Below are 15,976 nucleotides of genomic sequence, written 5' to 3' on the forward strand. Positions count from 1 at the left end.
CCGAGTTATAACGCCTTTATGCCGAACGAAAAGAGCTCGCTCGCCAAGGCGCGGCGCCCTGCATCGCCGCGCAGCCGCGAGGCTGCGCGCATCGATGAGATTTTCGCGCGTCTCGAGGCGGCTGATCCGCATCCCAAAGGCGAGCTCGAGCATGTGAATATCTTCACTCTGCTCGTCGCCGTGGTGCTCTCCGCCCAGGCCACCGACGTCGGCGTCAACAAGGCGACGCGCGCTCTTTTCGCGATCGCCGACACGCCGCAGAAAATGCTCGCGCTCGGCGTCGAAGGGCTCCGCGGCTATATCAAGACGATCGGCCTCTATCCGACCAAGGCGAAGAATGTCATCGCCCTCTGCGCGCAGCTCATCGAGAAGCACGGCGGCGAGGTGCCGTGCGATCGCGAGGCTTTGCAGGCGCTGCCGGGCGTCGGCCGCAAGACCGCCAATGTCGTGCTCAACATCGCCTTTCATGTGCCGGTGATCGCGGTGGACACGCATATTTTCCGCGTCTCCAACCGGTTGCCGCTCACCAAGGGCAAGACCGTCGAGCAGGTGGAGGCAGGCCTCGAGAAGCTCGTGCCCGAGCGCTTCAAGCTGCATGCGCATCACTGGCTGATCCTGCACGGCCGTTACGTGTGCAAGGCGCGCAAGCCGGAATGCGAGCGCTGCATCATCGCCGATCTCTGCCGCTTCGAGGGCAAGACGATCTGAGAGGGCAAGACGATCTGACGGCCGCAGCGGTCGAAAGCCGCGCGGTAGAGCTTCTTTCCGCGCCGGAATGTGCGCCAGCGCACGAACGCCGCCCCACTCTCCCGCTAAACCGAAGCCATAGGCCGGCCGCGTGGAGGGAGGGGTCATGGGTTTCGAATTCTCCGCCCCTCGCGCGCGCCGCGCAGCCGCCACGAATCAGAAACCATTCATTAACGCAGCCCATAAAAAAGGCGGCTCGCGGCCGGTTTCGCAGGCGCCCGCGCCGGTCGGCAGTACGCGTATTATTTTCAGACAATTAGAGCGAAGCCCGACGCCTGCCGAGCACAATCTCCGCGCTTGTCGCGCCGCGCGCTCCGACTTATACGAACGTCTCCGCTTTCGCGCGGCCAGGCGCAGTTTCCGGCGTTTCGCCGTCAAATCACGGCTCCATGCCCACTCTCTATCATCACCCGCTCTGCCCCCATTCCCGATTCGTGCGGCTGATTCTCGCCGAATACGGGATCGAGACGACGCTGGTCGAGGAGCGGGCGGCCGAGCGGCGGCGGGAATTTCTGACGCTCGATCCGGCCGGCAAGACGCCAGTGCTGGTCGACGACGACGGGACCGTGGTTCCGGGCGCGAGCGTCATCGTCGAATATCTCGAGGATTGCCTGCCGCCGGACTTCCGCGGCCTGCGGCTGATGCCGGCTGGTCTGCACGAGCGCATAGAGACGCGCCGGCTGATCGAATGGTTCAATGTCAAATTCTTCGAAGAGGTGACGAATTATCTGGTCACCGAGAAAGTCTACAAGCGCTTTCTCGCGGCCGAGATCGGCGGCGGCGCGCCGGACATGGATCTGCTGCGGGTCGCGCGCGCCAATCTGCGTCCCCATATCCGCTATATCGGCTATCTGACCGAGGCGCGGCGCTGGCTGGCCGGCGAATCCCTCACCTATGCGGATTTCGCCGCTGCGGCTCATCTCTCCTGCGTCGACTATCTGGGCGACGTGCCATGGGACGAAGACGAGACGGTCAAGCACTGGTATCAGCGGATCAAGTCGCGTCCGGCCTTCCGTCCCCTGCTGGCCGATCGCACGCCGGGCATGACGCCGGGACCGGTCTACGCCGAGCTGGACTTCTGAGCCTCGAGCAGGCGCTGCGCCGCCGCGCTGCCGAGTTCGGCTTCGATCTCTGCGCCATCACGACAGCGCAGGCTCCCGCCGAGGCCGGCGAGCATCTCGCGCAATGGCTCGAATCCGGCGCCCATGGCGATATGGAGTGGATGGCGGAGACCGCCGACCGCCGCGCCGCGCCGAAGGCGCTGTGGCCGCAGGCGCGCTCCGTAATAATGCTCGGGGTCGATTATGGCGCTTCCGGCGATCCGCTGGCGACGCTGGCGAAGCCCGATCGCGGCGCCGTCTCGCTCTACGCGCGCCGACGCGATTATCACGAGGTCATAAAGGGAAGGCTGAAGCAGCTCGCCGGCTTTCTGCTGGCGCAGGCCGGCGGCGGCGAGGTCAAGGTCTTCGTCGACACGGCGCCGGTGATGGAAAAGCCATTGGCGCAAGCTGCCGGGCTCGGCTGGCAGGGCAAGCACACCAATCTCGTCTCGCGGCGCTTCGGCTCCTGGCTGCTGCTCGGCGCGATCTTCACCGATCTTCCGCTTCAGCCGGATGCGCCGGAGGAGGACCATTGCGGCTCCTGCCGCGCCTGTCTCGACGCCTGCCCGACCAAGGCCTTTCCGGCGCCCTATCGGCTCGACGCGCGGCGCTGCGTCGCCTACCTCACCATAGAGCACAAGGGCCAGATTCCGCGCGAGTTCCGCGCGGCCATCGGCAACCGTATCTTCGGCTGCGACGATTGTCTCGCCGTCTGCCCCTGGAACAAATTCGCGCGCGCCACGCGGGACGCCAAGCTCGCCCTGCGCGAGGAGCTCTCCGAGCTTCCCCTCGCCGATCTCGCCGCGCTGGACGACGCCGGCTTTCGCGCGCTCTTCGCAGGAACTCCGGTCAAGCGGCTCGGCCATGCGCGCTTTCGGCGCAATGTCGCCATAGCGATCGGCAATTCCAAGAACCGCGAGCTCGCCGCCGCGGTCGAGCCGCTGCTCTCCGATTCGTCGCCGCTCGCGCGCGGCGCGTCCGTATGGGCGCTGGCGCGGCTGCTTCCGCCGGGAGATTTTTCCGCGCTCGCCGGGAAGGCTCTCGCTGAGGAAGAAGACGTAGCCGTGCGCGAGGAGTGGGCAAAAGAGACACACCCAGCGAAAAAGTGACGTCGCGACACAGATTGCCGCGGCGCAATGCCGGCGCATCCATGGATTCGTCGGAGCACAAACAGTAGAGTTCTCCGCGCCGCCCTCGGGCGCGCGCCTCACGCCGAACGCCGCCGCCATGCCCAATGTTTCGCGACGCACAATAGATGATCCAGCCGCCGAGGCGGCGCGCCTTTTGGCGCGTCTCAGCATTATGCTGCTGTTCATCATCTCGCAGCTGGCGCCGATCCTGACGCGGCAGACCATCTATATTCTGCTGCCCGTCGGCGCCGCGCTGCTGCTGCTCTCGGCCAGCCTCACGCCGGAGACGCGACGCTTGCGCGAGATCGCCGTGCTGGCGCTGACGCCGACCGCCCTCGCCGCTTTCTTCTTCGTCGGCTGGACGGGATTGTCGCTCGCCTGGACGCCCTTCGGCGCCGGCCCGGCCGAGCGCTACGCCAAGAGCGCCGCGACCTTGGCGCTGGTCGCCGCCGCCTGCGCGCTGCTGCCGGCGCGCACCAAGACGTCCAACCTCAATCTGCTGCCGATCGGCACCGGCGCCGCAGCCGCTGCCCTCGCCGCCGTCGCCCTGCTCTCGGCGAGCGGCGGCGATCAGCCGGTCGATCTCGACAGCAATGCTCTGCAACGCGCCGGACTCGGCCTGGCGCTGGCGATCTGGCCGGCGCTCGGCGCGCTGGCGCTGCGCGGACGCTGGGTGTCGGCCGCCCTTTTCGCTCTCGTCAGCGTCGCCGCCTGCCTGCTGGCGCGCGCGCCCAATGCGCTGCCCGCGCTGATGGCCGGCGCGCTGGCGCTGGCGCTGTCCTTCGGCAAGGCGCGCCGCGCCGGCTCGCTGCTGGCGATCCTCTCGGCGGCGCTGATCCTGCTGGCGCCGCTGGCGCCGATTCTCGTGCATCTCGTCGCGCCCGAGCGTCTGCCGGCTTTCGCCGCCCCGCTCGAGACCTGGGGCCGGATCATCGCCAATGATGGGCCACGGCTCTTCATCGGCCATGGCTTCGGCGCGGCGGTGTTCGGCGTCGCCGGCCATTATCTCTACCCGGACACGCCGCGCAGCCTGCTGTTTCAGGTTTGGTTCGATCTCGGCATTCTCGGCGCGCTCGGCCTCGCCGCCGTCGTCGCCCGCGCCTTTTATGTCATCGGACGGACGCGGCCGGTGCTCGCGCCGTTCCTGCTCGGCGGCTTGGCGACGGGTCTGACGATCTGCGTGCTGGGCCCGGCGGCCGAGCAGCTCTGGTGGCTGACGCTCGCCGGCCTCAACGCCATTGCCTACGCTCTGGTGCTGAAGGGGCAGTTCCGCACGCGCCGCCCGCGCCTCGAGCCCAATGGCGGAATGGGGCGCCTCGTCGTCCGATGAAGTTCGTCTCTTATTGCGGGCAGGCGATTCCGCGGGCGACGCTGACCTGACCGTCCGAGCCTTCGACGCGGGTGACGGCGAGCACGCAATCCTCGTCATCGGCGCCATAGGCGCGACCGATCAGTATCGCCGGACCATCGCCGAAGGGACGCAGCGCCGTCACGCTGTCGCCGAGCGTCGCTTTCGTAATTGACGATGGCGCGGCCAGAGCCTCGAAACGCGCGCCGAGCGACGGCGTGGCGGCGACAGACGCGCCGAAGCTGGCCGCGACCGTCACGGCGAGAAGGATTCGCGAATTTTTCGATAGGCCCATGATTCGACGCTCCCGGCGAAGGGCCGACTGGAGCGAGGAATTCTCCCCGAAGCGTCGGCCGCGCCTCTCATTGGCTGTAACGCGGCGACGTCGTCATGGTTGCAGGGACCGTAGAAACCGAAAAGGCGAGGCCGAAGCCTCGCCTTTCGCCTCACTCGCAGACGCGGGTGGGTCGATAGCCGACGACGTCGCCATATTCGTCGAACACCGGGCGACGCTCGCGCCAGCAGCGATAGGGCGGCGGCGCTTCATAGACGGGCGCCGGATAATAGGCCGGCGCGCCATAATAAGGCGGGGGCGGCGGAACCGGACGCGCGGCGCCGCCGGCGAGCGCGCCCAGCGCGAAGCCGCCGATGCCCGCGGCGATGGCCGCGCCCGGATCGCCCGCAGCGGCCGGCGCGGCCGTCACGATCGGCGCGACGCCGAGGCCGAGCGCGACGAGAGCGCCCGCGATTTTTCGTGCCGAAATCTCCCTCATGACTCTCTCCATCACCCTCCGGGGCGGCGCTCGGACGGCCTGTCCCCGAGTCACGCCGCCAGCCGCGCGCCGAGCGCGTCGATGAAAGCCAGAAAACGTAAATGAACGGCGAAAACGTGGCCGTCACGCTCGCGCTTTTTCAAATTTCGGCGAGTGATGCGTTCACGCCACAGCGTCGCGGCGCGGCTGCTCCGGAATGGGAAAGCGCAGCACGATTCGCGTGCCCTTGCGGCGGATGGCCGGGCTCTGCGCGACGATAGAGCCGCCCATCGCCTCGACGAGGCCGCGGCAGATGGAGAGGCCGAGGCCGGTGCCGGCCTTGCGGCCGTCGACGCGCCCGCCGCGGTAGAATTTCTCGAAAATGCGGTCGAGGTCGGCCGGCTTCACGCCCGGCCCTTCGTCGGTCACAGTGAGCAGCAGCTCGGAGCCGTCGCGGCGGGCGTAGACCGAAGCCTGGCCGCCACCGTATTTATGCGCATTGTCCAGTAGGTTGAACACGATCTGCCCCAACAGGCCGGCGTCGCCGCGAATCGCCGGCAGATCGGGCGCGAGGCTCGCCGAGACCTTCAGCTGCGGAAACTCCTTGCGGCTGCGCTCCATAGCGGCCCGCACGGCGTCGCCGACATCGACGAGCTCGCGGCGCGGCGCCAGCGCGCCCGATTCGATGCGCGACATATCGAGCAGATTGACGACAAAGCGCGACAGACGCGCCGCCTCCTCCTCTATGGACACGAGCAGATCCAGCCGATCCGTATCGGCGAGCCGATCGCCGAGCTGGCGCAGGCTGGTGACGGCGCCGGTGATGGAGGCGAGCGGCGTGCGCAGATCATGCGAGAGCGAGGCGAGCAGCGTGGTGCGCAAGCGCTCATTCTCCTCGAGCGCGGCGGCGCGCACAGATTCGCCGACGAGCAGCGCGCGATCGACGGCGATGGCGGTCTGCTCGAGAATCGCCGTCAGCATTCGCTCATTCTGCGCCGAGGGCGTCTCTTGCGCATTCTTCGGCTCGAGGCCGATCACCGCCACGACGCCGCGCGTCGTCGCCAGCGGACGAAAGGCGAAACGTATGTTGGGCAGCGTGCCGCTGCGCAATCCCGCCGGCTCGGCGCGCTCAAAGGCCCAGCGCGCGGCGCCCGCCTCCTTCGCGTCCAGCTGGTCGATCGGCGGCCAGGCGGCGGCGATCGTCAGCTCACCGTCGTCCGGCGCCAGAAGCACCGCGCTCTTCGCGTCGAGCGCCTTTTGCGCATGCATGGCCGCGGCCCACATCACCTCGTCGAGCGAGGCCGCGCTCGACAATTTGCGCGAGAACTCGAATAGAGATTGCGCCGCCTCCGCCCGCGCGCGCATAGCGCGCGATTGCTCGCGCACGCGGCCGGCGAGCGTGCCCGTCACTATGGCGACGAAAGTGTAGACGAGCAGCGACAGAAACTCATGCGCTTGCGAGACGGTGAGCTCATAGCGCGGATCGACGAAAAAGAAATCGAAAGCGAAGAAGGAGAGAATGGAGGCCGCGACCGCCGACCACACGCCGGCGGCGAGCGCGCAGAACACGACGGAGGCGAGAAAGATCATCCCGAGATTGGGAAGATGCAGCCATACGTCGAGCGGCCAGGCGATGAGCGTGGCGCAAGCGACGGAGGCGAGCGTCGCGCCGACGCCGCGCCAGAGCTCGCCATTGGCAGAAAGCGCCTTGCGCGGCCGCGGCTCCTCCTCGGCCTTCGCGCGGCTCTCGGTGATGACCTGCACGGCGATATCGTCCGAGCGCCGCACGATCTCGTCGGTCAGAGATTTGCGCCACAGCCGCGCCAGCAGCCCGGCGCGCGAGCGGCCGACGACGATCTGCGTGATATTCTCGCGCCGCGCGAATCTCAGCGCCTCACCGGCAAGATCATGACCGGAGATGCGCTCGACCGTTCCGCCGAGACGCTCGGCGAGCCGCAATGCTTCGTCGACGCGCCGCGCGCGATCGGCGTCCTGCTCCTCTTCTCCCGCGCGCTCCAGATGCAGCGCGATCCAAGGCGCATTGAGCCCGGTCGCGAGGCGCGCGCCGGCGCGCACGACGAATTCCGACAGACGATCGGAGCCGACGCAGACGAGCAGCCGCTCCGACGTCGCCCATGGCCCTTCGATCGCGCTCTGCCGCAGATAATCGACCATCTGATCGTCGACGCGCTCCGCTGTGCGACGCAGCGCCAGTTCTCGCAACGCCGTGAGATTGCGCGGCGTGAAGAAATTCTGCACGGCGCGGCGCGCCATGTCGGGCACATAGACCTTGCCCTCTTTCAAACGCTGCAGCAGCTCGTCCGGCGTCACATCGACGAGCACGACATCGGCGGCGTCCTGCAGCACGCGATCTGGAACCGTCTCGCGCACGGCGACGCCGGCGATGCGCGAGACGACATCGGCGAGACTCTCGAGATGCTGAATATTGAGCGCGGTCCACACATCGACGCCGGTGTCGAGCAGTTCCTCGACATCCTGCCAGCGCTTCGGGTGGCGGCTGTCCGGCGCATTGGTGTGCGCGAGCTCATCGACGACGATGAGCGCGGGATGACGCGCGAGCGCGGCGTCGACGTCGAACTCCTCGAGCGTGCGGCCGCGATACTCGATCTTGCGGCGCGGCAGAATCTCGAGGCCTTCCGTCAGCGCCTCTGTCTCGCGGCGCCCATGCGTCTCGACGAGGCCGATGACGACATCGACGCCATCGGTCTTCAACGCGCGAGCGCGGGCGAGCATGGCGTAGGTCTTGCCGACGCCCGGCGCCGCGCCGAGAAACACGCGCAGCTTGCCGCGCTTCTCGCGATCGGCGAGCGCGAGCAACGCGTCCGGATCCGGCCGACGTTCGAATTCGCTTCCCGTCTCCGCCATTTTCCTTAAGCTCTCTCGCACGCTGCGTCGTCATTAGAGCCTTTCCGGTTCAGCTTGAACCGAAAAGACTCTAAATTCCCTTGTTCGGTCGTGTTTTCTTCACGCGAACCGGTTCCCACTTCGCTCGAAAACACTCTAAATGCGGGAGGCGCGGCGCGCACGCAAGCGCGGACACGGCGAAATTTCGCGCTCACGCCCGATCTTTACGAAGCCCTTATGCGCCTCCCGCAAATCGCGAATGGCTTCCTTACGGCGAGGAGACGCATCGTGCCGCCGTCCGAGCTTGCAAAGGAGACGAGGCATGTTTCAGATCATCAGCGCGGCGATCGCCGGCTCTGCGCTCACTGTCGCCTATGCCGCGGCCTGGCGCATCTATCGAAGCGCATGGGAGCGCAAGGCGACGCCCGCGCTCGTCCGAAGCCCCGCGACCCGTGCAGGGGCGCTCATCCTGCTGCTGCGCCGCCGCCGTCTGATGAAGGCCCGCCACGCCGGCCCGCGCGGCAGAGATCTCGCAAAGGCATAATATCGCAGAGCGCAGGCGGCGCGATGCGCCGCCCTCTTCCGTCCGGAGGCGCGAGGCCCTATTGAAGGGCCGACGTCAATTATCCGGATCACAGGATGAATGTTCTCCTCATCGGCTCCGGCGGCCGCGAGCATGCGATCGCCCGGGCGTTCTCGAAAAGCGCGCTTCTCTCCCGACTCTACGCCGCGCCGGGCAATCCGGGCCTCGCAGAGATAGCGGAGCTCGCGCCTCTCGATGTTTCGGATCACGCCGCCGTCGCGGCCTTCTGCGCGCAAAAGAGCATAGAGCTCGTCGTCGTCGGGCCGGAGCAGCCGCTCGTCGAAGGACTCGCCGATTTCTTGCGCGCGAAGGGCGTCGCCGTTTTCGGCCCGTCCAAGGCCGCGGCGCAGCTCGAAGGCTCGAAGGGATTCGTCAAGGATCTCTGCCGCGCCAACGCCATTCCCACCGCGGACTATCAGCGCTTCGACGATGAGGAGAAAGCGCTCGCCTATTTGCGCGCGAAGGGCGCGCCGATCGTGGTGAAGGCCGACGGCCTCGCCGCCGGCAAGGGCGTCGTCGTCGCCGAGACTCTCGAAGAGGCGGAGACGGCGGTCACGGCCATGTTCTCCGGCGCCTTCGGCAAATCGGGCGCGGAAGTCGTCATAGAGGAGAAGCTCGAAGGCGAGGAGGCCTCCTTCTTCGTGATCTGCGACGGAGAGCGAGCGCTGCCTTTCACATCCGCGCAGGATCATAAGCGCGTCGGCGACGGCGACACGGGGCCGAACACGGGCGGAATGGGCGCCTATTCGCCGGCGCCCGCCTTCACGCCGCAGATAGAGGCGCGCGTGATGCGCGAGATCGTCGCGCCGACGCTGCGCGCGATGCGCGAGATGGGCGCGCCGTTTCAAGGCGTGCTTTTCGTCGGGCTGATGCTGACGAAGGATGGACCGAAGCTCATCGAGTTCAATGTGCGCTTCGGCGATCCAGAGACGCAAGTGATGCTGCCGCGCCTCGAGGATGATCTGCTGGCGCTGATGCGCGCCGCCGCCATAGGCGCGCTGCCGGAGAAGCCGCTGCGCTTCTCGCAGCAGACCGCGCTCACCGTGGTGCTGGCGGCGAAAGGCTATCCAGGAACGCCGCTGACGGGCACGGCGATAAAAGGCCTCGCGCGCGCCGGCGAGATCGACGGCGTCATCGTCACCCATGCGGGCACGCGGCGCGAGAGCGACGCGCTCGTCGCCGCCGGCGGACGCGTGCTCAATGTCACGGCGCTTGGCGACACGGCGAGGGCGGCGCAGGCGCTCGCCTATCGCGGCGTCGACGCGATCGACTGGCCCGAGGGATTTTGTCGCCGCGACATAGGCTGGCGCGCGATCGAGCGCGAAACATAAAGCGCAAGACTATTTGCGAGGAGGCCGCATGGACAAGATCGCGCCCAATCTCACCGGCGTGCCGGAAACCATGTTGTGGACGCTGCACAATCGCGCCGGCGAGGCGTTGCGGCCAAACGGACTGCTGCATGATCCTCGGCTCGTCGAAATCTATCGCGCGCTCGACTATGACTATGAGGCGAGCTTCGGCAAGGCGCAGCCCTCGCACGCCAATCGCGCCGTCGTCTTCGACAATGCGCTGCGCGCCTTTTTGGCGGCGCATCCCGATGGCGTGATCGTCAATCTCGGCGAAGGCTTGGAGACCCACAGATTCCGCGTGGCCGATGCGGGCGAGGCGCTGTGGATCACCGTCGATCTGCCGGAGTCGATCGCCATACGCGAGCGCTTCATAAAGCCCGACGCGCGCCATCGCCACGTGGCGCTGAGCGCGCTCGACCGCCGCTGGTTCGACGAGGTTCCGCGAGGACGCCCCGTCTTCATCACGGCGCAAGGGCTGTTCATGTATCTTCCGCCGGAGGAAACCGCATCGCTGCTGCGCGACATGGCGCAGCGCTTTCCGAAAGCGAGCCTCTTGTTCGACCATGTGCCGCGCTGGCTCTCGAGAGAGACGCTGAAAGGCCGCAAGCTCACGCAAAATTTCACCATCCCGCCCATGCCCTGGGGAATCGACCGCAGCGAGATCACGCCCACATTGCGAAGCTGGGCGGCGATCGAGACGGTGGAGCATTTCGACTATCGATTCTATCGCGGATGGCGCGCGCTGCTGTTCGGAGGGCTTTTGCGCCTTGCCTTTTTTCGCGAGCGCATGCCCGCGATCACGCGCGTGACCTTCGCCTGACAAGCTGGCGGGGCGGACGAAGGCTTGACAGTCGTGAGCCGCTGCCGATTATGCCGCAATGATGAAGCAAAGGCGGCGATTCAGCGACCGACGGCTCCCGATTCTCGGGCGCATCGCGGCCCTATTGGCCGTGCTGCTCGCTCTCGTGATGAGCGCCGCGCCGGGCGTCGCCCAACGCGCAGCGCATGCCGACGAGGCGTCGCTCACCGCCGCGACGCAGGAAATCTGCGAGCTCTCTCATCACGCCTCCGACCACGGCGAGGAGCACGCCGGCGCGAGCTGCTGCTGCCTGCAAATCACGGCGCGGCGCGACGCGACAGGCTTCGTCGCAATTCTGCTCGGATTCGTGCAATTCCCCGCTCCCGACGCGCCGTCCTTCGCGGCGCGCTCCGACACGTCTCATCGCGCCGGCGTCGCTCTGCCGACGACGCCCTGGCTCTCGCGCGCGCCGCCTTTCTTCTCCTGATCGGTCCGATGCGGCTTTGCCGCCCCGCCCTTTAGACCCGCGCGCGCTCATCGCCGCGCCAGGAGACAAATCGTCATGACCAGAACCATTCTCTCGCGCGGCGTTTCCGCCGGCGCGCTCCTCATCGCGTCTCTTTCCTCCGCAATGGCGCAGGAGGCGCTGCCCTCCATCGACGTCGCTGGCGAGGGCGCCCCGCGCGACGCGGGACAAAAAGCCGCCGCGCCGGGATTTTCTCCCGAGAAAAAGGCGCTGCCCGTCTATCGCGATCCGACCGGCCAGACTTTCACCACGGTGAAGCGCGAGGATTTCAAGACCTCGCCGCTCGTCACCATCGGCGATCTCGTCGAATACAGCCCCGGCGTCTCCTTCAAGCAGGGCAATGGTCCGCGCGACATGACGCTCTCCATCCGCGGCTCCGGCGCGCGCATCGGCGGCGCCATGCGCAATATCGTGCTGCTCGAGGACGGCTTCACCATGACGCAGCCGGACGGATTCTCGCGCACCGATTCCACCGATCCGCACGCCTATGCGGGCGTCGACGTCTATCGCGGCCCCTCCTCCGCGCTGTTCGGCAATTGGGCCAATGGCGGCGCCATTAATTTCCGCACCCGCAGCGGCGCGGAGATCGACGGCGTGGAAACGGGTCATGAGGCCGGCAGCTTCGGCTATCTCACCAATTACACCGCCATCGGCAAGAAATACGGCGATTTCGACATCGCCCTCTTCGCCAGCGACGCACGCGGCGAAGGCTCGACGACGCATACGGAATTCAACACGCAGACGGTGAATCTGAAGGCGAGCTACGAGGCGACGCCGACCGATCGCTTCACCTTCAAATGGGTCCATAATCAGCTCTACGGCAATGTGCCGGCGCGCATGTCGCTCAACCAATTCTATTTCAATCCCTATCAGCGCGGCTGTTATGGGCTGCCGACGCCCTCCACCGCGGTCAGCCGCAGCCTCTGCGGACAGACGGCCGTTTTCCTCAACGGAACCAATGGCGCGACGGCGCAGGTCTCCGCGCAGCAATCAGGCTGGCATCGCAACGACCGGCGCGACATGCTGGGCCTGCGCTGGGAGCACGACATAGACGCGCAGACGGTGCTGCGCACGCAGTTCATCTATGACGACAAGGATTTCTACCAGCCGATCGACACGCCGGTCACTTATGGCGACGCGCCCTCGATCAACATATCGACCGATCTCACCCATCACGGCGCGCTGCAAGGCCAGCAGCTCACGAGCAATTTCGGCGTCTGGTACAATCGCGCGCGCTTCACCACCTACTCGCAAAATCTGCTCGGCTGGGGCAATGGCGATCTCGGGCCATTGCTCACCAATAAGCAGGAGATCATGCATTCCAATCTCGGCGGCCGTTTCCGCGAGGAGCTGGAGCTCGCGCCGGATGTGACGGGCGTCATCGCCCTGGCGACCGAGATGAGCAAGGTCGCGGCGCTGTCCTCTTCCGTCTCCTATCCCTCTGGCGCGCTGACCACCGTGCCGGCCAATCGCACCTATTGGAATTTCGCGCCGGAAGCCTCGGTGACCTGGCGGCCCGATCGCGAGTGGAAATTCTACGCGCGCGCCTCGAGCGGCTATGGAACGCCGCAATATGGCTTCCTCTTCGTCAATCAGCAGGGGCTCGACGGCAATAACACCGGCCTCAAATCGCAGCGCAACTCCGGCTTCGACGCCGGCTTCGACTGGACGCCGACGGAGACGCTGAAGGTCACGCTCAACGGCTTCTACGAATGGTATCAGAACGAGATGCTGACGCAGTCGCCGGGCAATGGCCTGAAGAACTACACCTATAATGCGCCGGGCTCGGCCCATCGCGGCGCGGAGTTCCTGCTCGACTGGCGGCCTATCGACGGATGGCGGCTGCTCGCCAATTACTCCTACAATAATCAGATCTTCACGAGCTTCACCGAGCAGCGCGGGCCGAGCTCGTTTTTCAACCGCGCCGGCTATAAAATCCCCGGCGTCGCCCCGCATGAGCTGACGACGCGCATCGGCTACGACATTCCGCAGGGAGATTTCAAAGGCGTCGGCGCCTATTTGGAATATGTGCTGAAGAGCTCCTATTTTATCGACAATGGCAATCAGCTCACCATTCCGGGCTATGGCCTCGTCAATCTCAATCTGCATTATGATCGCGACGTCTCGATCGGCTTTCTGAAGAACATCTCCGCCTTCGTCGAAGTGCGCAATGTGTTCGACCGGACCTATGTCGCATCGGCGACGGTGATCTCCAACTCGCTCACTTCGGGATTTCAAAATCCCGGCTTCGTGCTCGCGCAGAATGGGACCAGCTCGATCTATGCGGGCCAGCCGCGCGCGATACAGGGCGGCGTGAAGTTCAAGTTCTGAAAGAGCGGCGGCGGGAGAGGCGCGACCGCGCCACTCCCCTGCCCGCTCATCAGCCGCTGGGCGCGCGGCCGGCGGCGAAGATCATGCAGGTCGTCGTCGCATGGGCGAGCAGACGTTCGCGCGCGTCATAGAGCCGCGCCTCCGCCGTGGCGATGCTGCGGCCTTGGTGCAGCACCTTTCCCTCGGCGCGAATCTCGGCGTCGGCGGAGACCGCGCGGGTGAAATTCACCTTCAGCTCGAGCGTCGTGTAGAGCTGGCCCGGCGGCAGCGTCGTATGGACGGCGCAGTTCATCGTGGAATCGAGCAGCGCCGAGATATAGCCTCCATGAACCGTTCCGAGCGGATTATAATGTCGCTCGTCCGGCGTCGCCGCGAAGACGACGCGCCCACTCTCGATCTCGACGGGACGAAAGGCGAAAAGGAGCATGATCGGCGGCACGGGCAAGGAACCTTCGCCCATGGCTCTCACGACTTCCAACCCGCTCATCGAGCCCAGGCGCTCCAGCGGCAAGGCTCCCGCGACATGGGTCTGCGTTTCGTCGGACATGAGGCGATCTCCTCTAGCCTTTCGAAACTGAGGCATATATTTGGTTTCGTCAAGATACTAAATAAACGGCGAAGCGATGAGAAACAATCAATTCCCCTCCCAGACCTGCTCAGTGGCGCGCGCGCTGGAGATCGTCGGCGAATGGTGGACGCTGCTGATCATTCGTGAGGCGTTTTTCGGCGCGCGCCGATTCGGCGAGTTCGAGCGCAATCTCGGCGTCGCCAAGAATGTGCTGAGCGAGCGGCTGTCGAAGCTGGTCGCCTGCGGCGTGATGGAGCGCATCGACGTGCCGGGACGCGGCAATCCACGCGACTATCGCCTCACCGAGAAGGGTCGCGATCTGTTCCCGGTTCTGGTGGCGCTGATGCAATGGGGCGACCGCTGGGCGGCGGCGGCGGGACCGCCGCTGCGCCTGCTGGACCCGGCGACCGGCGCGGAGATCGCCCCGCTGCGCGTGACCGGCTCGAGCGGCGCCGCGCTGGAGCCGCAGGAGCTGCTGATCGCCCCCGGCCCCGGCGCGGATGAGAAGGTGCGCCGCCGTTTTCCGCCGGCTTCGGAAATACTCCCGAGATGACGCGCGCCGCCGCGCCCGCTATTCTCGCTGCGGCGCAACGAACGCCCCCATTCGAGCGGCGGAGCCGGCTCGAACGGGGGTTGAACCTGCCGCCGGTTTCGTGTGAATGCTCTCTCGTCTCTTCTGGATCGCCGGCTCGATGACGCGCAGCTTTTTCATTGTCGCGCCCGGCGTCGCCGGAACATCTCGCGGAACGGAGGCGCGCGGCGCGTCCATCCTCGCAGAATCGCGCCTTTCAGGCTCGAGCGCGAAGCTCTCGCCGTCGTTTTTCCGCAATGCGGCGTTCGAATGTCGCTTCTGACATGAGCTTGAGAGCGGACCCGACCGAACGTCTGACAACGCCGCCCGCGAGCGAGGCGCCTGCGAAGCGCCGGCTCGCGCCCATCATCCTGTCCGCGCTCATACATATTCTCGTCCTGGCGGCATTTCTGCTCGAGCAATTGCTGCTGTCGAGCGAGAGCCCGACCACAGAGCAGGAAATTCCGCTGGAGGTCGTCGCCGAGGCGCCGCAGCCTCCGCCGCCGCAGGAGCCGCCGCCGCCGGAGCCCGAGAAGGAGGAGCCGAAGCCGGAGGAGAAGCAAAAGCAGAAGCCGCCGCCGCAAAAGCTCGTCGACGACGAGAAGCCGGCCTTCGACGCGCCGCGCGCGCCGAACCAGGAGAAGGCCGATCGCGACGCGCCGGATCAGGAGACCAAATCCGCCCGCCGCGAGCCGCCGAACGAGCAGCACGCCGCCAAGCCCGCGCAGGAGAAATCCGCCGATCCGCAAAAGCAGCAGGCGGCCAAGGCCGAGCCCGCGCCGGCCGCCCCCAAGGCGGAGGAGGACAAGGCCGACGCCGAGATCGTCGAGCAGGCGGAGCCGCAAAAGGAAGCGCGGATCGACGACAAGCAGGGCGAGGTCGAGATCAAGGCCTCGCCGGAGCCCAAGCCCAAATCCATCGCCGATCAGCTCGCCTCGCTGGAGCCGCTACCGGACTTCAAGCTCTCCGGCTCCTCCAAGCCGGCGCCGGTCAGCGGCGGCACGGCGAAGACCACCTATCTCTCCGTGCTCTTCGGCCTCATCATGCGGCATATGAATGTGCCGCCGTCCCTGCGCAACAAGACGACGCCCAATCACGGCGTCGTCGTGTTCTTCATCGACGAGGGCGGGCATCTCACTCACCAGGCGGTCTATCGCTCGAGCGGCTTCTCCGAGCTCGACAACGCCGCCCTCGCCGCCGTGCGCCGCGCCGCGCCTTTCCCTGCGCCGCCCTACGGCCATCCGCGCGGCATTCAATTCCACTTCGATCCGAAATGAGGGCGTTTTGAGCGTGATTTCGGCGCCCGC

The 15,976-nt window shown here is 66.5% G+C and carries 15 protein-coding genes; 11 read left to right on the plus strand and 4 right to left on the minus strand.

What is annotated here, in order from left to right; all coding sequences use genetic code 11:
- The first annotated feature begins 18 nt into the window (after positions 1-18).
- The 4 genes from nth to EDE12_RS00110 all read left to right on the plus strand — a co-directional run bounded on the left by nth (position 19) and on the right by EDE12_RS00110 (position 4,307).
- On the plus strand, positions 19-708 hold the full coding sequence (gene nth / locus EDE12_RS00095) for an endonuclease III (protein ID WP_026600085.1): 690 nt from the start codon (positions 19-21) through the stop codon (positions 706-708).
- Positions 709-1,136: 428 nt separating this feature from the next.
- A complete protein-coding gene (locus tag EDE12_RS00100) occupies positions 1,137-1,829 on the plus strand; it encodes a glutathione S-transferase family protein (protein WP_024878601.1) in 693 nt (230 codons plus the stop codon).
- A 14-nt stretch (positions 1,830-1,843) separates the two neighbouring features.
- Positions 1,844-2,956 carry a tRNA epoxyqueuosine(34) reductase QueG gene (queG, locus tag EDE12_RS00105; protein ID WP_245511927.1) on the plus strand — a complete coding sequence of 371 codons (1,113 nt, stop codon included), beginning with the start codon at positions 1,844-1,846 and terminating at the stop codon, positions 2,954-2,956.
- A 118-nt stretch (positions 2,957-3,074) separates the two neighbouring features.
- Positions 3,075-4,307 carry a hypothetical protein gene (locus EDE12_RS00110; protein WP_026600083.1) on the plus strand — a complete coding sequence of 411 codons (1,233 nt, stop codon included), beginning with the start codon at positions 3,075-3,077 and terminating at the stop codon, positions 4,305-4,307.
- A gap of 10 nt (positions 4,308-4,317) precedes the next feature.
- On the opposite strand, the gene EDE12_RS00115 is transcribed toward EDE12_RS00110, so the two are convergent.
- The 3 genes from EDE12_RS00115 to EDE12_RS00125 form a co-directional block, all read right to left on the minus strand.
- Positions 4,318-4,620 (minus strand): hypothetical protein, encoded by a 303-nt coding sequence (locus EDE12_RS00115; RefSeq protein WP_036291361.1) that lies wholly within the window; start codon positions 4,618-4,620, stop codon positions 4,318-4,320.
- Positions 4,621-4,771: 151 nt separating this feature from the next.
- Positions 4,772-5,098: a hypothetical protein gene (locus EDE12_RS00120; protein ID WP_245275845.1), complete on the minus strand. Its 327-nt coding sequence runs from the start codon at positions 5,096-5,098 to the stop codon at positions 4,772-4,774.
- Between the two features lie 162 nt (positions 5,099-5,260).
- Positions 5,261-7,963 (minus strand): sensor histidine kinase KdpD, encoded by a 2,703-nt coding sequence (locus tag EDE12_RS00125; protein ID WP_026600080.1) that lies wholly within the window; start codon positions 7,961-7,963, stop codon positions 5,261-5,263.
- A 301-nt stretch (positions 7,964-8,264) separates the two neighbouring features.
- On the opposite strand from EDE12_RS00125, the gene EDE12_RS00130 reads away from it, so the two are divergent.
- The 5 genes from EDE12_RS00130 to EDE12_RS00150 all read left to right on the plus strand — a co-directional run bounded on the left by EDE12_RS00130 (position 8,265) and on the right by EDE12_RS00150 (position 13,530).
- On the plus strand, positions 8,265-8,486 hold the full coding sequence (locus EDE12_RS00130) for a hypothetical protein (RefSeq protein ID WP_024878595.1): 222 nt from the start codon (positions 8,265-8,267) through the stop codon (positions 8,484-8,486).
- A gap of 95 nt (positions 8,487-8,581) precedes the next feature.
- The gene (gene purD, locus EDE12_RS00135; protein WP_024878594.1) at positions 8,582-9,856 is read left to right on the plus strand and encodes a phosphoribosylamine--glycine ligase; all 1,275 of its coding nucleotides are present in this window, start codon (positions 8,582-8,584) and stop codon (positions 9,854-9,856) included.
- Between the two features lie 28 nt (positions 9,857-9,884).
- Positions 9,885-10,694, plus strand: a complete 810-nt coding sequence (locus EDE12_RS00140) for a class I SAM-dependent methyltransferase (protein WP_026600079.1) — start codon at positions 9,885-9,887, stop codon at positions 10,692-10,694.
- Between the two features lie 58 nt (positions 10,695-10,752).
- Positions 10,753-11,160: a hypothetical protein gene (locus EDE12_RS00145; RefSeq protein WP_026600078.1), complete on the plus strand. Its 408-nt coding sequence runs from the start codon at positions 10,753-10,755 to the stop codon at positions 11,158-11,160.
- Positions 11,161-11,235: 75 nt separating this feature from the next.
- Complete coding sequence (locus EDE12_RS00150; protein WP_036291357.1) at positions 11,236-13,530, plus strand: TonB-dependent receptor; 2,295 nt, start codon at positions 11,236-11,238, stop codon at positions 13,528-13,530.
- Positions 13,531-13,579: 49 nt separating this feature from the next.
- Here the strand turns inward: EDE12_RS00150 and EDE12_RS00155 are convergent, their stop codons facing one another.
- Entirely contained in the window at positions 13,580-14,077 is a 498-nt protein-coding gene (locus EDE12_RS00155) for a PaaI family thioesterase (protein ID WP_026600076.1), read from the minus strand.
- Between the two features lie 76 nt (positions 14,078-14,153).
- On the opposite strand from EDE12_RS00155, the gene EDE12_RS00160 reads away from it, so the two are divergent.
- Both EDE12_RS00160 and EDE12_RS00165 read left to right on the plus strand, forming a co-directional pair.
- Positions 14,154-14,651, plus strand: a complete 498-nt coding sequence (locus tag EDE12_RS00160; protein ID WP_026600075.1) for a helix-turn-helix domain-containing protein — start codon at positions 14,154-14,156, stop codon at positions 14,649-14,651.
- Positions 14,652-14,953: 302 nt separating this feature from the next.
- Positions 14,954-15,946 (plus strand): TonB family protein, encoded by a 993-nt coding sequence (locus tag EDE12_RS00165; RefSeq protein ID WP_026600074.1) that lies wholly within the window; start codon positions 14,954-14,956, stop codon positions 15,944-15,946.
- Positions 15,947-15,976 lie beyond the last annotated feature (30 nt).

The sequence above is a fragment of the Methylosinus sp. sav-2 genome (assembly GCF_004366495.1).
Taxonomy (GTDB): domain Bacteria; phylum Pseudomonadota; class Alphaproteobacteria; order Rhizobiales; family Beijerinckiaceae; genus Methylosinus.

What these genes read in the sequence shown, in the direction of transcription:
- nth (WP_026600085.1), top strand. Translation starts at nt 19, where the DNA reads ATGCCGAACGAAAAGAGCTCGCTCGCCAAGGCGCGGCGCCCTGCATCG.
- EDE12_RS00100 (WP_024878601.1), top strand. Translation starts at nt 1,137, where the DNA reads ATGCCCACTCTCTATCATCACCCGCTCTGCCCCCATTCCCGATTCGTG.
- EDE12_RS00110 (WP_026600083.1), top strand. Translation starts at nt 3,075, where the DNA reads ATGCCCAATGTTTCGCGACGCACAATAGATGATCCAGCCGCCGAGGCG.
- EDE12_RS00115 (WP_036291361.1), bottom strand. Translation starts at nt 4,620, where the DNA reads ATGGGCCTATCGAAAAATTCGCGAATCCTTCTCGCCGTGACGGTCGCG.
- EDE12_RS00120 (WP_245275845.1), bottom strand. Translation starts at nt 5,098, where the DNA reads ATGAGGGAGATTTCGGCACGAAAAATCGCGGGCGCTCTCGTCGCGCTC.
- EDE12_RS00125 (WP_026600080.1), bottom strand. Translation starts at nt 7,963, where the DNA reads ATGGCGGAGACGGGAAGCGAATTCGAACGTCGGCCGGATCCGGACGCG.
- EDE12_RS00130 (WP_024878595.1), top strand. Translation starts at nt 8,265, where the DNA reads ATGTTTCAGATCATCAGCGCGGCGATCGCCGGCTCTGCGCTCACTGTC.
- purD (WP_024878594.1), top strand. Translation starts at nt 8,582, where the DNA reads ATGAATGTTCTCCTCATCGGCTCCGGCGGCCGCGAGCATGCGATCGCC.
- EDE12_RS00140 (WP_026600079.1), top strand. Translation starts at nt 9,885, where the DNA reads ATGGACAAGATCGCGCCCAATCTCACCGGCGTGCCGGAAACCATGTTG.
- EDE12_RS00145 (WP_026600078.1), top strand. Translation starts at nt 10,753, where the DNA reads ATGATGAAGCAAAGGCGGCGATTCAGCGACCGACGGCTCCCGATTCTC.
- EDE12_RS00150 (WP_036291357.1), top strand. Translation starts at nt 11,236, where the DNA reads ATGACCAGAACCATTCTCTCGCGCGGCGTTTCCGCCGGCGCGCTCCTC.
- EDE12_RS00155 (WP_026600076.1), bottom strand. Translation starts at nt 14,077, where the DNA reads ATGTCCGACGAAACGCAGACCCATGTCGCGGGAGCCTTGCCGCTGGAG.
- EDE12_RS00160 (WP_026600075.1), top strand. Translation starts at nt 14,154, where the DNA reads ATGAGAAACAATCAATTCCCCTCCCAGACCTGCTCAGTGGCGCGCGCG.
- EDE12_RS00165 (WP_026600074.1), top strand. Translation starts at nt 14,954, where the DNA reads ATGAGCTTGAGAGCGGACCCGACCGAACGTCTGACAACGCCGCCCGCG.